Genomic DNA, 23,928 nt, shown 5'->3' with positions numbered 1-23,928 from the left:
GAAAATAACTAGTCAAAAATCAGTGGTATATTTTCTATCAGACAGTGGATAGATTCTAGATATCATAAAATTTTGACGACACAGTATGACGAAAATACTTATTTTCAAAATGAGACTAAGATAAATATAAGGTAGGCCTTTAAGTAGGTCTACCTTTTTATGAAAGAATTATAGTTACTTTTAAGTTTTTATTAGATAAATTTTAAGCATTTTCAGTTATATACATTATGAACATATCATAAATTATATTAATGAAGCTTATATAGAGGAGATAGTTTTATGGTATGTTCAAAGTGCAATTACAGTAATGAAGAAAATTTAAGTAGATGTAAAAACTGTGGACAAATTTTATATGAAGAAGTTAGTATTAAAAGTTGGTACATTACTTTAGTACTATGTATTTTATTTGGATTTTTAGGTGTCCATAGATTTTATGTAGGAAAAGCAGGAACGGCTATAATTATGTTTTTAACTTTAGGTGGATTTGGTATTTGGATATTAGTTGATATTGTTACACTCATACTTGAGGAGTTCAAAGATGAGGATAATAAAAGATTAGTTAGACATGCTGAATTAGAATTAGTAGCTAGTGATAAAGAAGAAAACATTTAAATAATTTCCTAAGAAATAAATATATAGATATATTACTTCAAAGCTTAATCCATAGCCAAATGCAAATGTTTATCTAAACACTTCAATTCACAACTTTAAATAATTCACAATGCAAAATTCACAATTATGGTTGAAATTAATTCTTTACGAATTAATTTCTTAAACTAATTTTTTTAACTAGCAATACAATTGCTAGTTCTTTATAAGAAGTGGTTACATCACTTGAAAAATAAATAATTTTAAATTTCTCAGCTTTTGCTGAGAAATATCCACAATTGTGAATTGGATAGATATAATCACAATACTAAAAAACATCAATTATTTTTACATATATATTAATTTTATAAAAACACATAGCTAGAATGCTATGTATTTTTATTTCATAATATAATGACTTTTGAAGAATTATTTTACTTATATAGATAACAGGAAAATCATATGATAAAATTAAATCAATTATATAGATTTTAAACTTTAATGTAAGTTTTTAGCTTATAATTAAACATTGACAACTATAGTTAGAAGGAGGATTTATTATGGGATTATTTAATTTTTTAAAAGGCCAATTTATAGAGGTAATAGAATGGACAAATAGTAATTTAGATACTATTGTATATCGATTTCCAGTAATGAACAAAGAAATAAAAATGGGTGCAAAGTTAACAGTTAGGGAATCGCAAGTAGCTATATTTATAAATGAAGGACAGATTGCAGATGTATTTACTCCCGGATTATATGAGCTTACTACACAGAATTTACCTATATTAACAAAACTAAAATCATGGAAATATGGTTTTAATTCTCCTTTTAAAGCAGAAGTATACTTTGTAAATACTAGGCAATTTACGGATCAAAAATGGGGTACTACAAATCCAGTGATGATGAGAGATCCTGAATTTGGAATGCTTAGACTTAGAGCTTTTGGAATTTATTCTTTTAAAGTTTTAGATCCAGTAATATTTATGAAAGAAATATTTGGTACTAGTGAAATTTTTGATACAGAGCATATAAATGGACAGTTAAAAAGACTAATTGTTTCTGGAATGTCAGATTTACTTGCAGAAACCAATATAGCAGCGCTAGATCTTGCTAGATATTATGATGAGCTTGGAGAACAATCCACCATTAAATTAAAGTCTCGTTTTGAAGCTATGGGACTTAGTCTTACAAATATTATTATAGAAAATATATCTCTTCCAGAAGAAGTTGAAAAAGTTATGGATAAGAGAACTTCTATGGGAGTTATAGGAAATATTGATCAATATGCCAAATATCAAGCATCTGAAGCAATAAGAGATGCAGCACAAAATCAAGGTAATGGATTTGCAGGAATGGGTGCAGGATTAGGAGCAGGCTCTGCTATAGGAACTATGATGAATAACGCTCTTAACACTGTAAATTCTAATCAAGCTGCGAGTACTAGAGAGACAGTAAAGTGTAAAAAATGCAGTACAGAAATTGATAAAAACTCTAAGTTCTGTCCTGAGTGTGGAGAAACCATAAACTTAAAAATTAAATGTATAAAATGTAATGCTGAAATACAAGATGGAGTTAAATTCTGTCCTGAATGTGGCTCACCTCAAAATACAAAAAAATTATGTTCAAATTGTAGTTCAGAGCTTGATTTAAATGCTAAGTTTTGTCCAGAATGTGGTGCTAAATCTTAGTTATTAGGGGGAGATTATGAATAGTAAAATTGATGAAGAAGTAAAATCAAAAAAAGGCACTGATAGATTTACTTGTAGTGGTTGTGGTGCAAACATGATTTACGATCCTAATATAAAGATGTTATCATGCCCTTATTGTTCAAATAATAAAAAGATTGAAGCTGAAGGTGGAAATATAGAGGAGCATGATTTTTATAGCACTCTCAATAAACAAAATACTGATTGGGGAACGGAAACTAGGGTTATACATTGTGATAGCTGTGGTGCAGAAACTATTTTAGAAAAAAATAATACTGCTCAATTTTGTGCTTTTTGTGGATCATCACATATAGTTAAAAGAGAAGAGAGCAATATAGTACCAGAATCACTTATACCGTTTAAAATAGGAGATAAAGAAGCTAAAAAAAAGTTTACTCAATGGATAGGAAAGCATTTTTTTGCCCCTAGAGCATTAAAACATGGACATCAAAGTGATAAGCTTAAAGGAATCTATATTCCATTTTGGACATATGATACAGAAACATACTCTACATACACAGCAGAAGCTGGAACATATTATTATGTTACAGTAACTTATTATGAAAATGAAAATGGTAAACAAGTTGCTAAAACAAGGCAGGAGAGAAGGACCAGATGGAGACAGACTAGTGGAAATTATAGCAAATTCTTTGATGATGTACTTATAAATGCTTCTACTCAACTTGATGGGAATTTGATGAATAGAATTAAACCATATGATTTGAAAGAATTAGTTCATTATAATCCTGAGTTTATATCTGGTTTTTATGCTGAACGTTATGGAATAAACCATGTTACTGGATTTAATAGTGCTAAAGAACATATAAATAAAATAATACATTCAGATGTAATTGATAAAATAAATGCTGATGAAGTTAGAGATGTAAATATAAAAACTTCCTTTGAAGATGTGAAGTTTAAACATATATTACTTCCTATATGGATTTCAAGTTATAGTTTTAAAAATAAAGTTTATAAGTATTATATAAATGGTCAAACAGGAGAAATACAAGGGGAAACTCCTGTAAGTGGATGGAAGATATTCTTTATAATGGCATCAATAGTAGCAATAATATTTATAATATATCAGTTTATAAAATAATTAATCTAGGCATTTTATTTTTTAGAAGAAACATCTAAAAATAAAATGTCTTTTTAAGTATGTGAAATTGTGATTTAATTTAGATAAGTAGAATAAAGAATTTAAAATAGTTCATTATAATATATTTTTATGTAGAAGGCTATATAATATATTATAATATTAATGATAGAAGTAAATAATTATTATTGATTAATTTTAAGGAGATACAGTATGGAATGTAAAAGAAATGGAGACTTTATGATTAAGAAAATAAGCGAATTTGAAAAGAGCGATAAAATAGAGAATTATTATTTAATAAAATCCGTAGAATGTAAACTAACTAATAATAGCACCACAAATAAATACTTAGATGTTAATTTAACTGACAGCACAGGGGAAATAAATGCAAAGCTTTGGGAAGTTTCACCTGAGATTGAAACATTATTTAGTGAAAATATGTTAGTGAAGGTTAGAGGTATAGTAAATGAATATAGAGGTAAGCTTCAGTTAAAAATAGATAAGATAAGAACAATAAATGATAGTGATGATATTAATATAGAGGAATTTGTTCCTACTGCACCACATAAATCTGAAGACATGTATGAAATTGTTTTAGATTATATTTGTAAAATAGAAAATAAAGATCTCAGAAATATAACAGAGAAAATTATAGATGATTGCGGCGATAAGTTATTTCATTATCCTGCTGCAAAATCTAATCATCATGCAGTAAAAGGTGGACTTTTATATCACATTACTACAATGTTAAAAGCAGGTGAAAAATTATTAGAAATATATACTCACTTGAATAAGGATTTATTATATGCAGGCGTAATACTTCATGATATTGCTAAGATCCATGAAATGAGTGCTAGTAATTTAGGAATAGTGTCTCAGTATACAATAGAAGGACAGCTTTTAGGGCATATTATACTGGGTATCAATTTAGTAGAAAAAGCTGGTATAGAAGTAAAGGCTGATAAAGAGGTAGTAATGCTTTTACAACATATGATTTTAACACATCACTATGAACCTGAATATGGAAGTCCTAAAAAGCCTATGATACCAGAGGCTGAACTTTTACATCATTTAGATATAATCGATGCTAGAATGTATGACATGAATAAAGCATTAAAAGATACTGAAGTAGGTAGTTTTTCTGAGCGAATATGGAGTTTAGATAATCTTAATATATATAAAAGTTTTATAAGTAATTCGCAACAATAGGTTTCAATGTAAGTAATTTTTACTAATATATTAGGAAAATTAATTTAAAATATAAAGGAAATATTCACAATTATATTAGCCGTATCTTATCATTTTGACAATATAAATCATAGATAAATAGTACGGAGAATTTAGATAATATTTTATAGTTGGGCCTACTAAAGATTGACATTTAGCCTTTTAATATAATACACCAACTAGAGTGAAAAGGAGTATTTTTAAATATATCAATGGAAATTATGATAAAAAATAAATTTACGAAAGAGAGGAATTAGAATGTCATCATTTGTAGTTTTAGGAGCCCAATGGGGAGATGAAGGTAAAGGTAAAATCACAGACTACCTTGCAGAAAAAGCAGATGTAGTTGTTAGATTCCAAGGAGGAAACAACGCAGGTCATACTGTTGAGGTAGGAGATAAGCAATATAAACTTCATTTAATTCCTTCAGGAATATTATATAAAGAAAAATTAAATATAATTGGTAATGGAGTAGTTGTAGATCCTGAAGCATTATTTAAAGAGATAGAATACTTAGAAGGACTAGGAGAGAACATAACTCCAAATAAATTAATAGTAAGTGATAGAGCACAAGTTATAATGCCATATCATAAGGTATTAGATAAATTAAAAGAAGAAGCTAGGGGTAAAAATGATATAGGGACTACTCGTAAGGGAATAGGACCTTGCTATAGTGATAAAGTTGATAGGAATGGAATAAGAGTTTGTGATCTTGTAAAGCCTGAAGTTTTAAAAACTAAATTAGAAGAATATTTACCGAATAAGAATAAAGCTATAACTAAGCTTTATGGTGGAGAAGCTTTAAAATTAGAAGAAGTTTATGCTAAATATTTAGATTATGGTAAAAGGTTAAAACCCTATGTGCAAGATACATCAGTTAGAATATTTGATGCTATAAAAGAGAATAAAAAAGTTTTATTTGAAGGAGCTCAAGGTACATTACTTGATATAGATTTTGGTTCATATCCATATGTAACTTCATCGAATACTACTGCTGGAGGGGTATGTGTTGGTACAGGAATTGGACCAACAATGATAAATAGTGCAGTTGGTGTAGTTAAGGCATATACTACAAGAGTTGGCAAAGGACCATTTCCAACAGAATTAAATGATAAAGTTGGCGATTGGATAAGAGAAAAAGGTCATGAGTATGGAACAACAACAGGAAGAAGCAGAAGATGTGGTTGGTTAGACCTTGTAATATTAAAAACAGCAGCAAGAGTGTCAGGACTTACAAGCTTTGCAGTAACTAAAATAGACACATTAGCAGGACTTGAAAAATTAAAGATTTGTGTTGGATATAAATTTGAGGATAAAATTATAGACTATTTCCCAGCAAGCTTAGAAGATCTCGCTAAGTGTGAGCCAATATACGAAGAGTTTGATGGCTGGGATGATAGTATTGCAGATGCTAGGACTTATCAAGAATTACCAGAGAATGCAAAAGTATATTTAAAGAGAGTAGAAGAATTTACTGGTGTTAGAACATCAATAGTATCTGTAGGACCAAGAAGAGATCAAACAATGGTTGTAAATGGATTATAATAAAAAGCACATGATTTTCATGTGCTTTTTTTATTTATAGGAAATTATAATAAAGTCAAATCTGTGGATAACTCCGTGAAGTAGGAAAACATATAGTCTACATAGTAGTTTTACATAAAATGTTTATGCAAAATATAACATTTTATATAAACATTATTTATAATATGATAATTGCATCATATAAACATATTATTACTTTATTTACATTTAAATGATAATATAGTATGATTTTGGTATATCAAAGTTTAAGGGGGAATAAATAATGAAATCTAAATTAAAAAAAATCGCTATGTATATAGTAAGTGTATTTACTTTTAGCGTACTCGTATCACCGACTTAACAGGCTATGGCTATAAATGAAAATCAAGGGATTATAGCTACGAATATTGAGTATAGTGAAAATGATACTTCATTTACTTTAGTAGCGAAAGAACAAGGCTTAACCATAGATATGAGTATTACAAAAATAGACGAAGATAATGTTGAAGTTATAACTACAACCAGTGAGGGAGAAAGTTATAGATTAACATACAACAAAAATGATGATTACATGGTTATGAACGGAGAAGAGATACCAATAGAAAAAATTGAAACGTTTAATGAAAACTTAGCAGAGCCAACTATTCGAAGTTTAAGTTCATATGACCCTATTTATGTAGCTACCAACAAATTAAATGTAAGCAGAACGGTAACAACAATTGGTGCTATTTGTACAATTATAGGTGGGTTAATTGCCGCTGCGGCGTTAGTTGGAGTTTCAATTGCAAGTTCTGTTATCGCAACAAAAATTGCAAACTGGGCATCTGTAGTAGGTCTTGGTTCATTAGCGGCTGGTTTCTTATTTGATGGCTATTTACAATATGATTTATATAAAACAAAAGAGCCAGTAAGTACTGGATATGGTAGTAATCAAATTGCATATAGATATGAGGATATTAGAGCTATTGGTGAAGTTATGAACAAATATATGAATGTTCAACTTCTTTCTCAAGGTTCATGGTGGTTTGGTAGTAAGCCTTTCTAAATGGAGGAACAAATATGAAGTCGAACTATAAAAATATAATAATTTCACTGTTTAAAATCTTATGTTTAATTTTTTTTAGTAAAATTATTTTAGACTCTATACAATTAGGAAGTCTTAAGTTATCAATACCGAGTCACATTATTCTTGTGATTTCTTTAATAGTATTAGCATTATTAGCAGTTAAAAATAAAGATTGGTTTTTAATAATTTTATTTATTCTGGGAATTTTATTTGTTGGAATAAGTTTATTTAAACTTGTTAATATATAAAAAAGGTAGTTCTTAACTTAGGTTAGGAACTATTTTTATTTGTGTGAATTGTTTTTATAGCATATAGACTTATATTAAAATAATTTAATAATATTGTAATTTTATATTAATGGTATGTATTAAATAAAAGTTATAGAATAAATATAGACTTAAAGCGTAGGGTGTCTTAGAAAATAACTAGCTAGTATTCTAGCTTATTTTATTTTAGACATCTAGTTATAAATTTTAAGACAAATAGTTTTTTACAAAACAAAGAAATGGATGTGAGACAATATGTCAGATAAGGTAGTTGAGGTTAAAAATGTCTATAAGTCTTTTGGAAAGAAAAAAATAATTAAAGACCTTTCCTTTTCTGTTGATAGAGGCGAAATTTATGGATTTTTAGGACCTAATGGCTCAGGAAAAACAACAACAATCCGTATGATGGTTGGACTTATAGGGATAGATAAAGGTGATATTTTTATTGAAGGATATGATGTTAGAAAAGATAAAATTAAAGCCTTAGAGCATGTAGGTGCAATTATTGAAAACCCTGAATTATATAAATATATGAGTGGAATGCAAAACTTGATTCACTTTGCAAGAATGAGTAAAACTCCAGTATCCCAAGAGAGAATAAACGAAATTGTTAAACTTGTTAAGTTAGAAGATGCAATAAATAAAAAAGTAAAAACTTATTCTCTAGGAATGAAGCAAAGATTAGGAGTAGCACAGGCACTTTTACATAAACCATCAATTCTTATATTAGATGAACCAACTAATGGACTTGACCCTGAAGGAATACATGAGCTTCGTGAATATTTAAGATACTTAGCTAAAAAAGAAAATATATCTATAATAATTTCAAGTCATTTATTATCAGAAGTAGAACTTATTTGCGATAATATAATAGTTATTCAAGAAGGTAAATTAATAGGAGAACGTACTATTAAAAATGAAAATAATAGTTTAGAAGAAAAATTAGATGTAGAAATTGAAGTTGATAATATAGATTTAGCTAAAAAATTAATAAATTCTGTTGGTGTTGTAAAAGTAGAAAAAAATAGAATTGTAATTAATTTAAGAAGAGATGAAATTCCATTAATTATAAATAGATTAATTGATGGTGGATTGAAAATTTACGAAGTGAAACAAATTACTCAATCCTTAGAAGAAGTATTCTTAAGTATGACTAAGGAGGGGAAATAGACTATGGGTTTTATTCAACTTATTAGAAATGAAATTATGAAGGTAAACACAAAACGAACAGCACCATATTTTTATATATTTATGAGTGTCATAGTTATAGCATCAGCAATTGTAATTAAATTTATAAGTCCTAGTAAGGGCATAAATATGGACTATATAAGTTTTATACAAATCTCAATTATGTGGGGTAGTTCTGTTATAGGTATGTTTGCGATGATATTAGGAGCACAAATATTTACCGATGAATGGAAGGACGGAACTATAAAGCAACTTTTAATACGTCCATGGAATAGAACTGCTATATTATTTTCAAAATATGTAACTGTAATATTATTCTTATTAATTAGTTATGTTGTTATATTTATTTCATCATCAATAGTAGGTATAGCTTTCTTTGGGACAAAAGCAGCAGGTGGATATACTTTGCCTATATTGATAAAGACAGTACTATATTCAATACCAAAAGATATATTTTATATAACTTTAGCCTTTAGTTTAGCTACAATCTTTAAAGGGATTGGAATAGCTCTAAGTACATCAATTATAGCAAGTTCAATAGGTGTGCCAATAATGATGTTGACTAAAAACTATTGGTGGTCTAAATACATTATATTTGGTCATTTAAATCTTGCGGCTTATGACTCAAATACGTTAATAAGTGGTGCTGGACTTCCTCCTGTTGAAGGTTCAACTTTAGGTTTTTCATTAGCTATAATAATTGCATATGTAGCAGCATTATTAATTATAAGTAATTTAATCTTTATAAAAAAAGACGTTATTTAAATAGTAGAATAGCATCCTAAAATAGGATGTTATTTTATCATAAAAATTAGTAGGTATATAAATTTTTATTTAAAATACAAAAGTGTAACAAAAGTTACACTTTTTTTTGAAGTTGTGTTGTATAATAAAGTTAATCAATAAGGATAAAAAAAACATATAAGAAGATAATAATAAGGTATCTAAAATAACTAGTTAAAGATGCCTAATATATAATTAATGGAAGAGGTGTTATTTATGAAAATTACTAAAGATATGACAATAGGTGAGGTTGTAAGACAACATGCAAATTCTGTAGATGTATTAATGAGCTTTGGAATGGGTTGTGTAGGATGTCCATCAGCACAAGCAGAAACTTTAGAAGAAGCAGCTACAGTTCATGGATTAGATCTAGAAAAATTATTAGAAGCTTTAAACAAGTAAATATAAATAAGCTAGTCTATAAGACTAGCTTTTTTACTTTAAAATTTATTTTTAATAATACTATTATTTTTTATAGTACTAATTATTAATCTTTAATTTGGTACAATGATTACTATTTATTATTATGATGTTCTAACATCTTGAGGCTTTTGATTGCCACTGAAGCAGAACTCCATGCCCATTGAAGATTAAAACCGCCACAGTCTCCATCTACATCCAATATCTCCCCAGCAAAATATAGATTAGGAACTAATTTTGATTGTAAGGTGTTCTCATCTACTTCTTTTGTGTCTATACCACCAGCTGTAACTTGCGCATTATCAAAGGAGTTAGTACCATTTACTTTAAAGGTCCATTCTTTTAATAAGGATAATAACATTTCTTTTTCTTCCCACTCTAATGACCAACAAGGCTTATGTATATTATCAATATTAGCTTCTTTAAGTATTATAGGAATAATTTTCTTATTAAGTATACCTATAAGAGCATCATGTACAGATCTATATGAATATGTTCCAAAATGATTTTCTAAAAATCTCTTTAATTCATCTTTTGAAAAATTACTCATCATATCAATTTTTAAAGATACATCTTTTCCTTTAGATAAATTATAAGAAGCAATTCTACTAAGTTGAAGAATAGGAGGACCAGAAATACCGTAATCTGTAAACAATACCTCTCCAAATTCACTTCTTCTTAATTTATCATTTACATATATATGTGCATTTCCATCAAATTTAACACCAGATAGTGCTTTTAACTTATTATGATTTAATTTAAGCTGCACAAGAGCTGGAATAGGATTTATTATATTATGTCCTAGCTTTTTAGCCAAGGTGAAACCAGAACCATCAGAACCGGTTTTAGGTGCACTTTTTCCTCCTGCACAAAGTAAAAGCTTGTTGCAAATAAAGTTTTTTTCATTATTACAATCTATAATGAATTTGTTCTTATAATTTATTTCTTTTACTTTATGATTTAAATAAATAGGAACTTCCCTTTCCTCTAGAGCAAATCTAAAAACATCCAGTACAGAAGAAGATTGTAAGGACATAGGATACATTTTGTCACTATCTAAGGTAACTAAATATAAACCAATTGAATTAAAAAATTCTACGGTATTTTTTAATGTAAAGTTTTCAAAGACCTTATTAAAAAAAGTTTTATTTTCACTATGGTACCTTAAAATATTTATATTTTTATTGGTTATATTACACCTTCCATTTCCTGTGGTAAGAATTTTCTTACCTATCCTATCATTACTTTCTAGTATAGCTACATCTATGCCTAGGTCTTTTGCCATAATAGCAGCCATAATTCCTGAAGCACCGCCACCAACTATAATAAGGTCATGTTTCAAAATAAAATCTCCTTTCTAAAAAGAAAAAATAATGTTAAACTTATTATAAGTATTACTAATAAAACCATCAAGTAATCATCAATAAATAATTTATCACATATTAGTCATAAATTATTTAATTCAGAATAGAATATATATCGTGAGGAAATATATAAGTTTATTTTAAAATTTTATAATAAGTTTCAAATTATGACTTTTTTCTTATAGAAAAGTGCCAGTAAAGTTGTTGATTTATCTAGGTTTATAATATGAAATGAGCTTTTATGATAAAAAGTGAAATTTTTTTTGAAAAATTGTTGACATTGTTAAGAATTTTAGGTATTATATTACTTGTCGGGTGTGCGGAAAGCGCCGACCTAACAAAAGTAAAATGACATATGGCTCCTTGGTCAAGCGGTTAAGACACCACCCTTTCACGGTGGTAACAGGGGTTCGATTCCCCTAGGAGTCACCATTAGTGGTCGCATAGCTCAGCTGGGAGAGCATCTGCCTTACAAGCAGAGGGTCACAGGTTCGATCCCTGTTGCGACCACCACATATGGCCCAGTGGCTCAGTTGGTTAGAGTGCCGGCCTGTCACGCCGGAGGTCGAGGGTTCGAGTCCCTTCTGGGTCGCCACATAAGCTGGCATGGCTCAACGGTAGAGCAGCTGACTTGTAATCAGCAGGTTGTAGGTTCGATTCCTATTGCCAGCTCCATTTTATAAAAAATAAAAAAGTCGTCATTGGCTCCTTGGTCAAGCGGTTAAGACACCACCCTTTCACGGTGGTAACAGGGGTTCGATTCCCCTAGGAGTCACCATTATGGTCGCATAGCTCAGCTGGGAGAGCATCTGCCTTACAAGCAGAGGGTCACAGGTTCGATCCCTGTTGCGACCACCATAATATGGCCCAGTGGCTCAGTTGGTTAGAGTGCCGGCCTGTCACGCCGGAGGTCGAGGGTTCGAGTCCCTTCTGGGTCGCCATAATTGCTGGCATGGCTCAACGGTAGAGCAGCTGACTTGTAATCAGCAGGTTGTAGGTTCAATTCCTATTGCCAGCTCCATGAAAAACTTGAATGGAAACATTCAAGTTTTTTTCGTTATGAAGAAATACTATAAAAATAATTATTTATAATCCTAAGAGTATAGGGATACAATCTGAAAACTTAATATATACTCTGGAAAGTAAGCTTTCTATAAAAACAGTTTAATCCCTTAAAAATTAAGGATTAATAATTAAGAATGAAAAATTTAGGATGAAATTCACACTTAGTAAATTTCTTAAAAAAATTTATTCTCAAAAAACTTCAAAGGTCTTAACCGTGAAGTTTTAACCATAATTCGTATCTTTCATTCTTAATTTTTCATTCATAGAAAAGAATTTTTGTTATGGAAATTAAAATCATCCATAAGTTAAATTTTCATTAGGGAACCCTATATTTAATATATCTATAGATAGGTACATAATCATTGAAAAACAAAAATTCACAATTGTCAAAATATATGTTAACATTAACTCAAGACGAAGTTGGTTATAGTCGTTTATCCTTTAATTAAAATTTTCCTTTTGTATTTAAAAGCTCAACTACATATAGTTGAGCTTTTAAACTGTAATCAAAAACAACTGGTAAAAGATCTAATATTAATAATTTTATTTTATAAAAAAGCAATAAAATTGGACAAGATAATGAATTGACTGCTTGAAAGATTTAATTAAAGTATTTTGAAGAATAGAATTATTAAAACTAAAAGATATTAAAGTTCAAGTGTTTATAAAGGCTAGATAATATTTTACTCACATATTATATATTTGGAGGGTTTGTAATGAATAATTTACCAAAAAACTTTGAAGAGTTTAATGAAACAAGAAGAAACGGATTTATTAAAGTTAAAGAGTTAAAGGATAAAGGACAAAAGGTAGTAGGTACATTTTGTACTTTTGCACCAGTAGAGGCTATATATGCGGCAGGTGCATATCCAATAAGCCTTTGCGCTGTTAGTGAAGAAACTATTCCAGATGCAGAAAAACATTTACCTAAAAACTTATGTCCACTTATAAAAGCAAGCTATGGATTTGCATTAACAGACAAGTGTCCATATACATATTTTTCAGATTTAATAGTGGGAGAAACTACTTGTGATGGAAAAAAGAAAATGTATGAATATCTAGAAGAAATAAAACCACTACATGTTATGCAATTACCTCAAAATACTAATAGAGAACATGCTCTTAAAGTATGGAAAGAAGAAATCAAATATTTTATAGAAAAGCTTGAAAACCAATTTAATGTTAAAGTAACAGAAGAAGCACTTAAAGAAGCAATTAAAACTCGTAATGAAGAAAGAACTGTGTTAAAAGAGCTTTATTCATTGGGAAAATTAAATCCAGCACCAATAAGTGGATTACAACTTCATAAAATAATAGATGCAACTCACTATACTTTTGATAAAAAAGAACAAAATAGAATGTTAAAAGAAACAATAGAAGATATAAAAGCTAATTATGATGCAAAAAAGGATACTTATAAAAATGGACCAAGAATATTAATTACTGGTTGTCCGATAGGTGGAGTAGCAGACAAAGTTTTAACTGCCATTGAAGAAAGTGGTGGAGTAGCAGTTTGTTTTGAGAACTGTTCTGGAATTAAAGAAAAAATTAGATTAGTTGATGAAACAAAAGATCCAATTGATGCATTAGCAGAAAAATATTTAAGTATTCCATGCTCAGTTATGGCACCAAATGATGGTAGATTAGATTTAATTAGCCAATTAGTTGACGAGTTCTCAGTTGATGGTGTTATAGATATAACATTACAAGCTTGTCATACTTATAATGTTGAGACCCATAGAATTAAGAAATTTGTAAATGAAGAAAAGAAAATACCATACATGAGTATAGAAACAGATTATTCTACATCAGATATTGGACAACTTAAAACTCGTATGGCTGCATTTATAGAAATGCTTTAAAAGGAGAAGATAGGTGTGTACTATATAGGAATAGACATAGGATCTACTGCTGCTAAAGTAGCTATATTTGAAGATGATAGTTTAAAAGACACTTTTGTTATGCCTACAGGATGGAGCAGTATTGAAACTTCAAAAACTATAGACGAAAAATTAAAGTCTATGTGTATATATGAAGAAAATAGAAAAGTAGTAGCAACTGGATATGGAAGAGTTTCTGTCCCTTATGCACATAAATCAGTAACGGAAATAACCTGTCATGGTAAGGGAGCTTCATATCTTTTAGGGGAAGATTGTACTGTAATTGATATAGGTGGACAAGATACTAAAATCATAACTGTTAAAGATGATATGGTTACAAACTTTATAATGAATGATAAATGTTCTGCAGGTACAGGAAGATTTATTGAAATTATGTCTAATATATTATCAGTAGATATAGAAGAATTATGTAATTTAGCTTCCAAGGGAGGAAATACTACAATAAGTTCAATGTGTACTGTTTTTGCAGAGTCAGAAGTCATAAGTCTTATAGGAAGTGGGAAAAAAAGAGAGGATATAGCATTTGCAATTATTGACTCAGTAGTTACAAAGGTATCTTCATTGTGTAAAAAACATGATGAAGGAGAAAAATATTTTTTAACTGGTGGTCTATGTGAATGTGACTATATTATAGAAAGTCTTGGTAGTAAATTAAATAGTGAAGTAAAATCAGATAAACTAGCTAGATATGCTGGCGCAATTGGTGCAGCAATATTAGCTAAAAAAATAAAAAAATAGTTAAGAGGTTGCCACTTTAGGCAACCTCTTAACTATTTTTATTGGTATAGTATTATTTAAAACATATATAAAAGTTATACTAAAAAATGAAGTATGGATACAATAGATGGAATATTAATAGCTTCTTGTACTACTATAATAATTAATGAATTAAGAAGAGATGAAGAAAATCTTGTAGAATAGAGAAAAGGTAACATAAAAATTTATGTTACCTTCTTTACTTTAGATTTTTTTAGTATTCTAATGTCATTTCCATAAAATTTAAAAAGACTAAAATTACCGAATAATCTCGAAGTAAATCTTTCAGAATAAACATCTGATAGTTCGCTTAATGCATAATTGGTGGAAATAAGCATTTTCTTTTGCTTTAAAAGCTTTGTATTAAGTAAATTAAAAAGTTCTTTTTTAGAGAAGTCTGAGATTTGTTCTGTGCCTAAGTCATCAATTATAAGCAGATCACAATTTATAAGACAATCTTCCATATTACTGTTGTTATTAAATTTAACTTCTTTTAAAGCAGAAATTAAATCATCAGAGGTTTTGTAAACTACAAAATATCCATTTTCAATAAGCTCTTTAGCAATACAATGAGATAAAAAAGTTTTCCCGGTTCCTGAATTACCGTAGAAAAGCAAATTATCTTCAACATCGTTAAAGCTTTTTATAAATTCTAGAGCTCTTTCATAGTTACGTTCCATATTTATTCTAGAACTTACCTTTTCATTATTATTTAGCTTATTAGTAAAATAATTTATGTTAAAGTTATTAAAGTTATTTTTATTAAGTAAATGCTTTAAATCTGAGTTATTGTAATAAAGTTGAACTAAATATTGTTTATAGCAATTACACTTTTCTATATAGATATATCCTGTGTCCTTACATTTATTACATCTATACTTTAAAGTTAAGTAATTAACGTCATATCCATTAGAAGCCAATAGTTCACCTTTTTTCATTCTAAGATCTATAATTTTTTCTTTTATAGAGTCTATGAAGGTTTCTTTGTTATCCATAGATTTGATTGCTGCTAAGGATAATTTTAAAGAAAGTTTTTTAATTTCGTCCTCTATTTCTATAACCATAGGTAGTTTTTGCTCAATTTCTTCTTTTCTTAACTTTAAAGCATCTTCTTCAGATTTGCGAATATCTTCATAAATTTTCATTATTTCAGAATGATGTTGTTTAATCATTATTATCCCATCCTAGTAATTGTTTCTCTAATTCTTCAAAGTTATAGGATCTTTGTTCATAATTGTTGAAGGTGCCTTTATTTGATAAATTATTGTTAACTATAGGCTTATGAGTCAGTTTTTTTCTATCCTTCTTTTCGATATCTTCCAAAGTTGAAATTCCATCTCTAAACCAACTGTTTAATATTCCATCTATATATTTAAAGTCTGCTCTATTAAGTCTTTCAAAACAGATATCACAGGATTTATATATAACATCTAGAGGAAATTTATAGACTGTTAGCCATTTAGTAAGTATTTCTTCTTGAGGCTTCATAATATCTGGTGTATTAATACCTAAATATTTTAAAATTTTTCTTATATTAATCCATTTATCTTCATGCTTTGTGATGAAACTTTGGGCATCTTCAACAGTCTGAATTTTATCATCATGCCATGCCATAGCAATTTTTTCAAAGTATCTATAATCAACCTTACCTTTAGATACGCAGTATTGTATTAAAAGAAGTATCAATTCAGGTGAAAAGTTAAAATCCTTTTGCCATCCTAAATATATTTCAATCTCTTTAGGTGATAAGGTTCTTCCTATAAGTTTTTCTATATCTTGAAGCATATCCTTAATTGAATTGTTATTTAATTCCTTAAGAATATCAATTTTTTTATTGCTAGCTTCAAGGTTATTAGTTAAATCTAAAAATTCTATAGTATAGTTACTCATATTATCTATAGCAGCCATCTTTATAACTCCTACTTCACTCCAATAATTCCACGCATTTAATACGTCAGTTTCTAACAGAGATAAAGTATTTGCAATTACTGCAGAGTTAGCGCCTAGCTCTCCACTTATACAATATTTAAGTCCTAGTAGATATACTTTTACATATTCTCCTCTAGCTGTAGCCATATATTTATCTATAAAGATATTGCTTACAGGCGTGTATCCAAAATCTTTATTCTTAAACATGAAAGTACTCATGTACCATCCCTCACTTTTAGTATAAAAATACCAACATAATTATTTGCATTGTTTTAAAATATTATTCATTTTATTATCGGCTTAATCAATTGACAATTGATAGAGAACGATTGTCAATTATGCAGATTTTAATATTATTTTAAAACAACATATATTTTTTTCTCATACTTAGTATACCACATAGTTAAATTTAAATTATGAAAATTACCTAAATACTTATATTATATTATGTTTAAAAATTATCTATAGGGGAATATTATCCTAATAGAAAGGAGGTATAGCTTGAAAAAAATTAAAAAACATATTAAGGAGATTATAGTAGTTGCAGTCACTATAATTGCTGTAAGCTATATGTTACTTCTTAATAGTTTAGATTACAATGGGTATGTGGTATATAGTGAAGATAAAGCTGTGGCTTATGTAAAAGATAAATTTTGCATAAATGATGCTTATAATAGTTTAAAAGAAAAAGCAGCTTTTAAGGAAATTCAATTAGAAGAGTACTTTAGATTTGAAAAAGGTAAAATTAATATAGACAAATTTTTTACAGAAGAACAATTAAAAAATATGCTTTCAAACTACATAATTGTTGATGCCTATGCAATGAAATCCGATGAAAAACTGATTGGATTTGTAGAAAGTGATAAGGTAGGAGAAGATGCTTTAAAAAAGGTAAAAGACAAATATATAGATACAGCAAAGCTTGAAGATATAGAAAATATAGATACAAATAATAATATTTCTTATGAAAAAGTAAAATGTAATTTAAGTTCAGTAATGAATAGTGAACAGATAGCAAATAATATTATATACCATAATAATAACGAGGAAAAACTAATAACTTTTACCATAACTAAAATAGAAAAAGCAAAACCAGTTATTAATTTAGATTATGAAGATTCCTCAGTTGCATTTTTAGAAAAACAGCTTTATGTGCCTGCCAATGGGGTTATTACCTCATATTTTGGAGAACGATGGGGTACTATACATAAGGGATTAGATATTGCTGCAAATGAAAATACTCCAATAAAAGCTGCTTTTAATGGAAAGGTGACATTTTCAGGAGTTTTAAATGGCTATGGTAATGTAATTATTTTATTACATGATAATAATGTAGAAACCTTGTATGCACATTGCAATAAGCTTTATGCAAATGAGGGGGAGAGTATTTCCAAGGGACAACATATAGCGGATGTAGGAAATACAGGAAACAGTACAGGGCCTCATCTTCATTTTGAGATAAGGGTAAATGGAGAAGCTGTAGATCCATTAAAATATATAATGGAAAAATAATTTCAGATATCTGGAATAAAATAACTAGTCAAAATGCCATGAATATTTTGTGTTATATCAAGGCAAAGATTCTAATGATAGTTGCACTTAAGCAAGTTATAACGGGGAGTATAACTCAAATAGACTAGCATATTGACTAGTTATTAAGAACACATATAAAATTTTACTCTACTATATATTATATAAAGCTATTTTAGCTATATTTATAGAGTGAGGTTTTATAATATGAATTATAGCTTAATAATTTTAATAGGAGAGATTTTCAATATTATATTATATGGAAGCATAGTAGCTATATGTACATCATTAATTTGTATAGCGTTACCTTTTAAACTGTTAAGAACGTTAGCAGAATATATCTGTATAATGTTTTTAATATTATGGGTATTGGTCAGCATACTATGTATAGCCACATTAATATTTGAAGTTTTACCTATAAAATAATCTCCGTAACCTATGTTACGGTTATTTTTATGATAACGTGGTAATATATAAACAAATTTGGTAATACAGGAGGAATAAGTATGAGTGCATTTTTGGCTCCAATACATACATGGTTATTTAATAAAATTGTTTTATTTGAGGATATAGAAAAAGCTTTTATTAAAGCTTATATAGAAAAGTATGGTGAAAAAGCAGAAACTATAATAAATGAATCTAAAGTTTATGGTGAAATGATAGATACAGACAAACAATTAGAGGAGATTATAGATTTAACCAATATTCATGGATGGCTTCAAAATAAAATAGTTAATGCGGAAACCCGCCAAGCTTTCATAATAACTAAGCTTAAAGAAATTTATGGAGAAGAGGTTGAGGACATAGCAGCTAAGTTTTATAGAGACAATGGGGTTAAATGTGGACTTATGTCAAAGGAAAAAGAACATCCTAATAATGTAATAGATATATTTGATGCTATGAATAACTATTTATTAGAAGGTATGCCTTGTGATAGGGTACAATCCGTTGTAACTAAAGAAGATGATATTGTTGAGTGGTATAATTCAAGATGTATTCATAAAAGCAATTATGATAAGATAGGTGGAAATGTGGAAGTATTTTATAGACTAAGATTTCATTGGTTAGCTTCATTTGTAAAATATGTAAATAGTGCATATAAATTTGAATATGAGAATGATGTAAACAAAGTTATATATAAAATAGTAAAAGTTATGGGTTAATCCATAACTTTTACTATTTTATTAATGTGTTTAGTTTTTTTATAAATATAGGATTCCACAATGAAAATTTAATTTATACGATATTTTAATTTCCATAAGAGAAATTTTTCATAATGAATGAAAAATGAAGAATTAAGGTGGAAATTATTTTTGATTAAAAGAATTTTTTAATGGATTTTTTAACTAGCAATATAATTGCTAGTGTTTTATTGTAGCGGCGAACAGTGTTCATCACTTCTTTTTAATACGTCTTATAGTTTAATATTTATTCAATAATATATGGCGAACACTGTTCGCCGCTACGGGTAATCAATTCTAAATTTCTTAGCTTTTGCTGAGAAATATCCACAATTGCGAATTGTGAATTCAATAGTTTCAATTATAATACTAAGAAACACCAATTATTTTGACATATATATTAATTTTAGAGCTGGTATATCTATATAACTATGGGCTTAGTTTTAATTGTAATATTTAGTAATAGGATTATATATACATAGAGTATGTGGACAAAAATCTTATAACCTTAGAATAAATAATAGGGTTTTATGGGGGGGATTTATAAAAAAGTTAAAATTAGGATTGAAATGTATACTTTTTAGGTATACAATAAAGTTATACGGTTTAAGTATACTTTTAAGTAGTACATTTAAATAGATAATTTTCACAAATAAAAGATAACTGGATAAGTCGATAAAATCAATACAGAATGATAGTTATGAACCGTGTTAATTAAAGGGGAGGTGCAGTTATGTTTTTTAAAACTACAGAAGATCATGAAAATTTAAGAATGAGAATCAGAAAGTTTGCTGAAGAGAAAATTAAGCCTATTGCATTTATGTTGGATGAGGAAAATAAGTTTCCTTCAGAAGAAATTAAAGAACTAGCTGATATGGGTATGATGGGGATTCCATATCCAAAAGAATATGGTGGAGCAGGATTAGATGTAATAAGCTATGCAATCGCTGTTGAAGAATTATCAAGAGTGGATGGTGGTACAGGTGTAATTCTTTCTGCTCATACATCTTTAGGCGCATATCCAATTGCTGGTTATGGAACAGAAGAACAAAAACAAAAATATTTAGTTCCATTAGCAAAAGGAGAAAAAATTGGAGCATTTGGTTTAACTGAGGAGAATGCTGGAAGTGACGCCGGTGGTACTGAGACTACTGCTGTACTAGAAGGCGATTATTATATTTTAAATGGTGAAAAAATCTTCATTACTAATGGTGGTGAGGCTGATATTTATATTGTTTTTGCAGTTACTACACCAGATATAGGTACTCGTGGTATTAGTGCATTTATTGTGGAAAAAGGATGGGAAGGATTTACTTTTGGACAACATTACAACAAAATGGGTATTCGTTCTTCCGCAACTGCAGAACTTGTTTTCAATAATGTGAAAGTTCCTAAGGAAAATTTATTAGGTAAAGATGGCGAAGGTTTTAAAATTGCTATGTCAACCTTAGATGGCGGACGTATTGGTATAGCAGCACAGGCTCTTGGTATAGCGCAAGGTGCTTATGAAAATGCGTTAGAATATTCAAAAGAAAGAATTCAATTTGGTAAACCTATATGCCAACAACAAGCTATTTCTTTTAAATTAGCTGATATGGCAACAAAGCTTAGAGCAGCTAGATTACTTATTTATAGTGCAGCAGAATTAAAAGAAAATCATGAACATTATGGTATGGAAGCTGCTATGGCTAAACAATACGCTTCTGACGTTTGTCTTGAGATTGTAAATGATGCACTTCAAATCTTTGGTGGAAGTGGATATCTAAAAGGTATGGAAGTTGAACGTGCTTATAGAGATGCTAAAATTTGTACAATATATGAAGGAACTAATGAAATTCAACGTATAGTTATTGCTGCTAACATAATTGGTAAAATGCCAAAGACAGAAAGTGCAGGCAAAACTACTAAAAGGGGACCTGCTACAGGTTATCGTAAGAAAGTTATCTTCAAAGATGGAACTCCTAAAGAAAAAGTTGATGCACTTGTGGAAGCACTTAAAGCAGATGGATACGACTTTACAGTAGGAATTCCTATAGACACTCCTATAGCTAAAGCTGAAAGAGTGGTAAGTGTAGGTCAAGGTATAGGTGAAAGAAAAAATATGAAACTTATAGAAGACTTGGCAGTTCAAGTTGGTGCAGCTATAGGTTCATCACGTCCAGTAGCTGAAACACTTAAATATGTACCAATAAATCGTTATGTTGGTATGTCAGGTCAAAAATTCAAAGGAAATCTTTATATTGCTTGCGGTATTTCAGGTGCAGGTCAACACTTAAAGGGTATAAAAGATGCTTCTACTATTGTTGCTATAAATATTGATACAAATGCTAAAATATTTAAAAACGCAGACTATGGTATTGTTGGGGATTTAATGGAGATACTACCAATACTTGCTGAAGCTTTAGATAATGGAGAACCGAAGAAAGAAGCTCCACCAATGAAGAAAATTAAGAGAGCTGTTCCAAAGAAAGTTGCTCCAAGCTGGAAATATCATGTATGTAACGGGTGTGGTTATGAATACGATCCAGCTGTAGGTGATTCTGAAGGAGAAATAAATCCAGGTACACTTTTCGAGAAATTACCTGAAGAATGGACCTGCCCTGCTTGTGGTGAAGAGAAAGATATGTTTATAGAAGTTTAGTTTCTATAATAATTAAGCATAATAAAAGGTTTCTAGGTAAGGAGGATTTAATCTATGTATTGTGTTAGAAATATAACTGAGGATCTTTATTGGGTTGGAGGCAATGACCGTCGTCTTGCTCTTTTCGAAAATATTCACCCTATTCAAAAAGGGGTTTCATATAACTCTTATTTACTTTTAGATGAGAAAACAGTGCTATTTGATACAGTTGACTGGTCAATTTGCCGTCAATTACTTGAAAATGTTAAAGGGCTTCTTGGGGAGAGAACTTTAGATTATATGGTAATAAATCATATGGAGCCAGATCATGCTGCTTGCATTGAAGAAATTATTCTTCGTTATCCAAATGTACAAATTGTATGTACTGAAAAAGCTTCTTTATTTATGCGTCAATTTGGTTTCCAAGTTGATGGAAAATTGATAGAAGTCAAAGAAGGAGATACTATGTCATTTGGAAAACATAATGTTGTATTTGTGTCTGCTCCAATGATACACTGGCCAGAGGCTATGGTAACATATGATACTACTAACGGCGTATTATTCTCAGCTGATGCTTTTGGTTCTTTTGGAGCATTAGATGGCAAATTATTTAATGATGAAGTAAACTTTGATCGTGATTGGATTGATGATGCAAGAAGATATTATACAAATATCGTAGGTAAATACGGTCCTCATGTTCAAGCTCTTTTAAAGAAAGCAAGTACTATAGATATAAAAATTATATGTCCATTACATGGACCAGTATGGCGTAATGATTTTGAATATTTACTAGGTAAATATGATAAATGGAGTCGTTATGAACCTGAGGAAAAGGGTGTAATGATTGTTTACGGAACAATGTACGGAAATACAGAGGCAGCTGCTAATGACTTAGCAACAAGATTAGTGAAAAAAGGAATAACTAATGTAGTTATGTATGATGTTTCAAAAACTCATGTTTCTTATTTGATTTCTGAAACATTTAAATATAGTCACGTAGTCCTTGCTTCAGTAACTTATAATTTAAATATTTATCCACCAATGCTAAATTATATAATGGACATGAAGGCATTAAATCTTCAAAAACGTACATTTGCTCTTATTGAAAATGGTTCATGGGCACCTCAATCTGGAAAGTTAATGCGTGAACTTTTAGATGAGATGAAAGAAATGACTATTTTAGACAGCGATATGACAGTAAATTCTAGTATGAAAGAAGATGACGGAGATTCAATGGATGCCATTGTTGATAGCATTATTGAATCAATGAAATAATTTTTAAAAATATAAATTTAGGATCAACTTATGAACAAAATTCATGAGTTGATCTTTTTATATCATCATAATTATAAGATTAATTATTATAACTCTTAAAAAATTTAAAAGAGTTTATAAAATTTACAGGATAGAACTATCTAAAAAACAATTATTATTTTGATAGAGCGTTGTAAAAGTGTTATCCTTGCTTAATATAAAAGCTATTTTTCAATAATTATACAGATTTCTTAAATTCTGAAGTAGCAAAGATGTTTAATTTCTACTTTCATAAAGAAGGTTATAAATCTGCAATGTATATTTTATACTTAATTTGTAAATATTTAAATATATATTACATATTACATAATCGTTATATTAAAAAAATATTGACATAGAATAATTATAAGTTTATACTTTGATTATCAAAATATTTGAATATCAAAATAAAGGAAGTA

The 23,928-nt window shown here is 29.0% G+C and carries 20 protein-coding genes and 8 tRNA genes; 25 read left to right on the top strand and 3 right to left on the bottom strand.

What is annotated here, in order from left to right; translation table 11 throughout:
• The first annotated feature begins 279 nt into the window (after positions 1-279).
• The 10 genes from B3603_RS22520 to B3603_RS22475 all read left to right on the top strand — a co-directional run bounded on the left by B3603_RS22520 (position 280) and on the right by B3603_RS22475 (position 9,852).
• Positions 280-612, top strand: coding sequence for a TM2 domain-containing protein (locus B3603_RS22520; protein ID WP_291569087.1), 333 nt, complete (start codon positions 280-282; stop codon positions 610-612).
• A gap of 536 nt (positions 613-1,148) precedes the next feature.
• On the top strand, positions 1,149-2,279 hold the full coding sequence (locus B3603_RS22515) for an SPFH domain-containing protein (protein ID WP_291569086.1): 1,131 nt from the start codon (positions 1,149-1,151) through the stop codon (positions 2,277-2,279).
• A 16-nt stretch (positions 2,280-2,295) separates the two neighbouring features.
• Positions 2,296-3,399, top strand: a complete 1,104-nt coding sequence (locus B3603_RS22510; RefSeq protein WP_291569085.1) for a hypothetical protein — start codon at positions 2,296-2,298, stop codon at positions 3,397-3,399.
• Positions 3,400-3,609: 210 nt separating this feature from the next.
• Positions 3,610-4,605: a 3'-5' exoribonuclease YhaM family protein gene (locus B3603_RS22505; RefSeq protein WP_291569084.1), complete on the top strand. Its 996-nt coding sequence runs from the start codon at positions 3,610-3,612 to the stop codon at positions 4,603-4,605.
• A 276-nt stretch (positions 4,606-4,881) separates the two neighbouring features.
• Complete coding sequence (locus tag B3603_RS22500) at positions 4,882-6,168, top strand: adenylosuccinate synthase (protein WP_291569083.1); 1,287 nt, start codon at positions 4,882-4,884, stop codon at positions 6,166-6,168.
• Between the two features lie 346 nt (positions 6,169-6,514).
• A complete protein-coding gene (locus B3603_RS22495) occupies positions 6,515-7,192 on the top strand; it encodes a hypothetical protein (protein WP_291569082.1) in 678 nt (225 codons plus the stop codon).
• Between the two features lie 14 nt (positions 7,193-7,206).
• Entirely contained in the window at positions 7,207-7,461 is a 255-nt protein-coding gene (locus B3603_RS22490; RefSeq protein ID WP_291569081.1) for a hypothetical protein, read from the top strand.
• Between the two features lie 273 nt (positions 7,462-7,734).
• Entirely contained in the window at positions 7,735-8,649 is a 915-nt protein-coding gene (locus B3603_RS22485) for an ABC transporter ATP-binding protein (RefSeq protein ID WP_291569080.1), read from the top strand.
• Between the two features lie 3 nt (positions 8,650-8,652).
• Positions 8,653-9,432 (top strand): ABC transporter permease, encoded by a 780-nt coding sequence (locus B3603_RS22480; RefSeq protein WP_291569079.1) that lies wholly within the window; start codon positions 8,653-8,655, stop codon positions 9,430-9,432.
• 234 nt (positions 9,433-9,666) lie between these two features.
• Entirely contained in the window at positions 9,667-9,852 is a 186-nt protein-coding gene (locus B3603_RS22475; protein WP_039634503.1) for a DUF1858 domain-containing protein, read from the top strand.
• Positions 9,853-9,964: 112 nt separating this feature from the next.
• Here B3603_RS22475 and B3603_RS22470 read toward each other — a convergent pair whose 3' ends face one another.
• Positions 9,965-11,212, bottom strand: coding sequence for an NAD(P)/FAD-dependent oxidoreductase (locus B3603_RS22470; RefSeq protein WP_291569078.1), 1,248 nt, complete (start codon positions 11,210-11,212; stop codon positions 9,965-9,967).
• A 379-nt stretch (positions 11,213-11,591) separates the two neighbouring features.
• On the opposite strand from B3603_RS22470, the gene B3603_RS22465 reads away from it, so the two are divergent.
• The 10 genes from B3603_RS22465 to B3603_RS22420 all read left to right on the top strand — a co-directional run bounded on the left by B3603_RS22465 (position 11,592) and on the right by B3603_RS22420 (position 14,938).
• Positions 11,592-11,666 (top strand) — tRNA-Glu (locus B3603_RS22465).
• 5 nt (positions 11,667-11,671) lie between these two features.
• Positions 11,672-11,747 (top strand) — tRNA-Val (locus B3603_RS22460).
• A 5-nt stretch (positions 11,748-11,752) separates the two neighbouring features.
• A tRNA-Asp gene (locus tag B3603_RS22455) sits at positions 11,753-11,829 on the top strand.
• A gap of 5 nt (positions 11,830-11,834) precedes the next feature.
• Positions 11,835-11,909: transfer RNA gene (locus tag B3603_RS22450), tRNA-Thr, on the top strand.
• Between the two features lie 28 nt (positions 11,910-11,937).
• Positions 11,938-12,012: transfer RNA gene (locus B3603_RS22445), tRNA-Glu, on the top strand.
• A 4-nt stretch (positions 12,013-12,016) separates the two neighbouring features.
• Positions 12,017-12,092: transfer RNA gene (locus B3603_RS22440), tRNA-Val, on the top strand.
• Between the two features lie 6 nt (positions 12,093-12,098).
• Positions 12,099-12,175 (top strand) — tRNA-Asp (locus B3603_RS22435).
• A gap of 5 nt (positions 12,176-12,180) precedes the next feature.
• A tRNA-Thr gene (locus B3603_RS22430) sits at positions 12,181-12,255 on the top strand.
• 760 nt (positions 12,256-13,015) lie between these two features.
• The gene (locus B3603_RS22425; RefSeq protein WP_291569077.1) at positions 13,016-14,161 is read left to right on the top strand and encodes a double-cubane-cluster-containing anaerobic reductase; all 1,146 of its coding nucleotides are present in this window, start codon (positions 13,016-13,018) and stop codon (positions 14,159-14,161) included.
• Positions 14,162-14,176: 15 nt separating this feature from the next.
• Entirely contained in the window at positions 14,177-14,938 is a 762-nt protein-coding gene (locus B3603_RS22420; RefSeq protein WP_291569076.1) for an acyl-CoA dehydratase activase, read from the top strand.
• A gap of 203 nt (positions 14,939-15,141) precedes the next feature.
• Here B3603_RS22420 and B3603_RS22415 read toward each other — a convergent pair whose 3' ends face one another.
• Entirely contained in the window at positions 15,142-16,128 is a 987-nt protein-coding gene (locus tag B3603_RS22415) for an ATP-binding protein (RefSeq protein ID WP_291569075.1), read from the bottom strand.
• Positions 16,121-17,104: a DnaD domain protein gene (locus B3603_RS22410; RefSeq protein ID WP_291569074.1), complete on the bottom strand. Its 984-nt coding sequence runs from the start codon at positions 17,102-17,104 to the stop codon at positions 16,121-16,123. The genes B3603_RS22415 and B3603_RS22410 overlap by 8 nt, the downstream gene beginning before the upstream one ends.
• Positions 17,105-17,386: 282 nt before the next feature.
• Here B3603_RS22410 and B3603_RS22405 point away from each other — a divergent pair, with 282 nt between their 5' ends.
• The 5 genes from B3603_RS22405 (at position 17,387) to B3603_RS22385 (ending at position 23,491) form a co-directional block, all read left to right on the top strand.
• Positions 17,387-18,397: a M23 family metallopeptidase gene (locus tag B3603_RS22405; RefSeq protein ID WP_291569073.1), complete on the top strand. Its 1,011-nt coding sequence runs from the start codon at positions 17,387-17,389 to the stop codon at positions 18,395-18,397.
• A gap of 225 nt (positions 18,398-18,622) precedes the next feature.
• Positions 18,623-18,841, top strand: a complete 219-nt coding sequence (locus B3603_RS22400) for a hypothetical protein (RefSeq protein WP_291569072.1) — start codon at positions 18,623-18,625, stop codon at positions 18,839-18,841.
• A gap of 80 nt (positions 18,842-18,921) precedes the next feature.
• Positions 18,922-19,578 carry a hypothetical protein gene (locus B3603_RS22395; protein WP_291569071.1) on the top strand — a complete coding sequence of 219 codons (657 nt, stop codon included), beginning with the start codon at positions 18,922-18,924 and terminating at the stop codon, positions 19,576-19,578.
• A gap of 751 nt (positions 19,579-20,329) precedes the next feature.
• Positions 20,330-22,237 carry an acyl-CoA dehydrogenase family protein gene (locus B3603_RS22390; RefSeq protein ID WP_291569070.1) on the top strand — a complete coding sequence of 636 codons (1,908 nt, stop codon included), beginning with the start codon at positions 20,330-20,332 and terminating at the stop codon, positions 22,235-22,237.
• A gap of 54 nt (positions 22,238-22,291) precedes the next feature.
• The gene (locus B3603_RS22385) at positions 22,292-23,491 is read left to right on the top strand and encodes an FprA family A-type flavoprotein (RefSeq protein WP_291569069.1); all 1,200 of its coding nucleotides are present in this window, start codon (positions 22,292-22,294) and stop codon (positions 23,489-23,491) included.
• Positions 23,492-23,928: the final 437 nt, after the last annotated feature.

Source organism: Clostridium sp. UBA2485 (assembly GCF_002341865.1).
GTDB lineage: Bacteria > Bacillota > Clostridia > Clostridiales > Clostridiaceae > Clostridium_J.
Note: the sequence above shows the minus strand (reverse complement) of the source record. Positions and strands in the feature narration are given on the sequence as shown.

Coding starts and splice junctions, on each gene's coding strand:
- B3603_RS22520 (WP_291569087.1), top strand. CDS start 280: ATGGTATGTTCAAAGTGCAATTACAGTAATGAAGAAAATTTAAGTAGA.
- B3603_RS22515 (WP_291569086.1), top strand. CDS start 1,149: ATGGGATTATTTAATTTTTTAAAAGGCCAATTTATAGAGGTAATAGAA.
- B3603_RS22510 (WP_291569085.1), top strand. CDS start 2,296: ATGAATAGTAAAATTGATGAAGAAGTAAAATCAAAAAAAGGCACTGAT.
- B3603_RS22505 (WP_291569084.1), top strand. CDS start 3,610: ATGGAATGTAAAAGAAATGGAGACTTTATGATTAAGAAAATAAGCGAA.
- B3603_RS22500 (WP_291569083.1), top strand. CDS start 4,882: ATGTCATCATTTGTAGTTTTAGGAGCCCAATGGGGAGATGAAGGTAAA.
- B3603_RS22495 (WP_291569082.1), top strand. CDS start 6,515: ATGGCTATAAATGAAAATCAAGGGATTATAGCTACGAATATTGAGTAT.
- B3603_RS22490 (WP_291569081.1), top strand. CDS start 7,207: ATGAAGTCGAACTATAAAAATATAATAATTTCACTGTTTAAAATCTTA.
- B3603_RS22485 (WP_291569080.1), top strand. CDS start 7,735: ATGTCAGATAAGGTAGTTGAGGTTAAAAATGTCTATAAGTCTTTTGGA.
- B3603_RS22480 (WP_291569079.1), top strand. CDS start 8,653: ATGGGTTTTATTCAACTTATTAGAAATGAAATTATGAAGGTAAACACA.
- B3603_RS22475 (WP_039634503.1), top strand. CDS start 9,667: ATGAAAATTACTAAAGATATGACAATAGGTGAGGTTGTAAGACAACAT.
- B3603_RS22425 (WP_291569077.1), top strand. CDS start 13,016: ATGAATAATTTACCAAAAAACTTTGAAGAGTTTAATGAAACAAGAAGA.
- B3603_RS22415 (WP_291569075.1), bottom strand. CDS start 16,128: ATGATTAAACAACATCATTCTGAAATAATGAAAATTTATGAAGATATT.
- B3603_RS22410 (WP_291569074.1), bottom strand. CDS start 17,104: ATGAGTACTTTCATGTTTAAGAATAAAGATTTTGGATACACGCCTGTA.
- B3603_RS22400 (WP_291569072.1), top strand. CDS start 18,623: ATGAATTATAGCTTAATAATTTTAATAGGAGAGATTTTCAATATTATA.
- B3603_RS22395 (WP_291569071.1), top strand. CDS start 18,922: ATGAGTGCATTTTTGGCTCCAATACATACATGGTTATTTAATAAAATT.
- B3603_RS22390 (WP_291569070.1), top strand. CDS start 20,330: ATGTTTTTTAAAACTACAGAAGATCATGAAAATTTAAGAATGAGAATC.
- B3603_RS22385 (WP_291569069.1), top strand. CDS start 22,292: ATGTATTGTGTTAGAAATATAACTGAGGATCTTTATTGGGTTGGAGGC.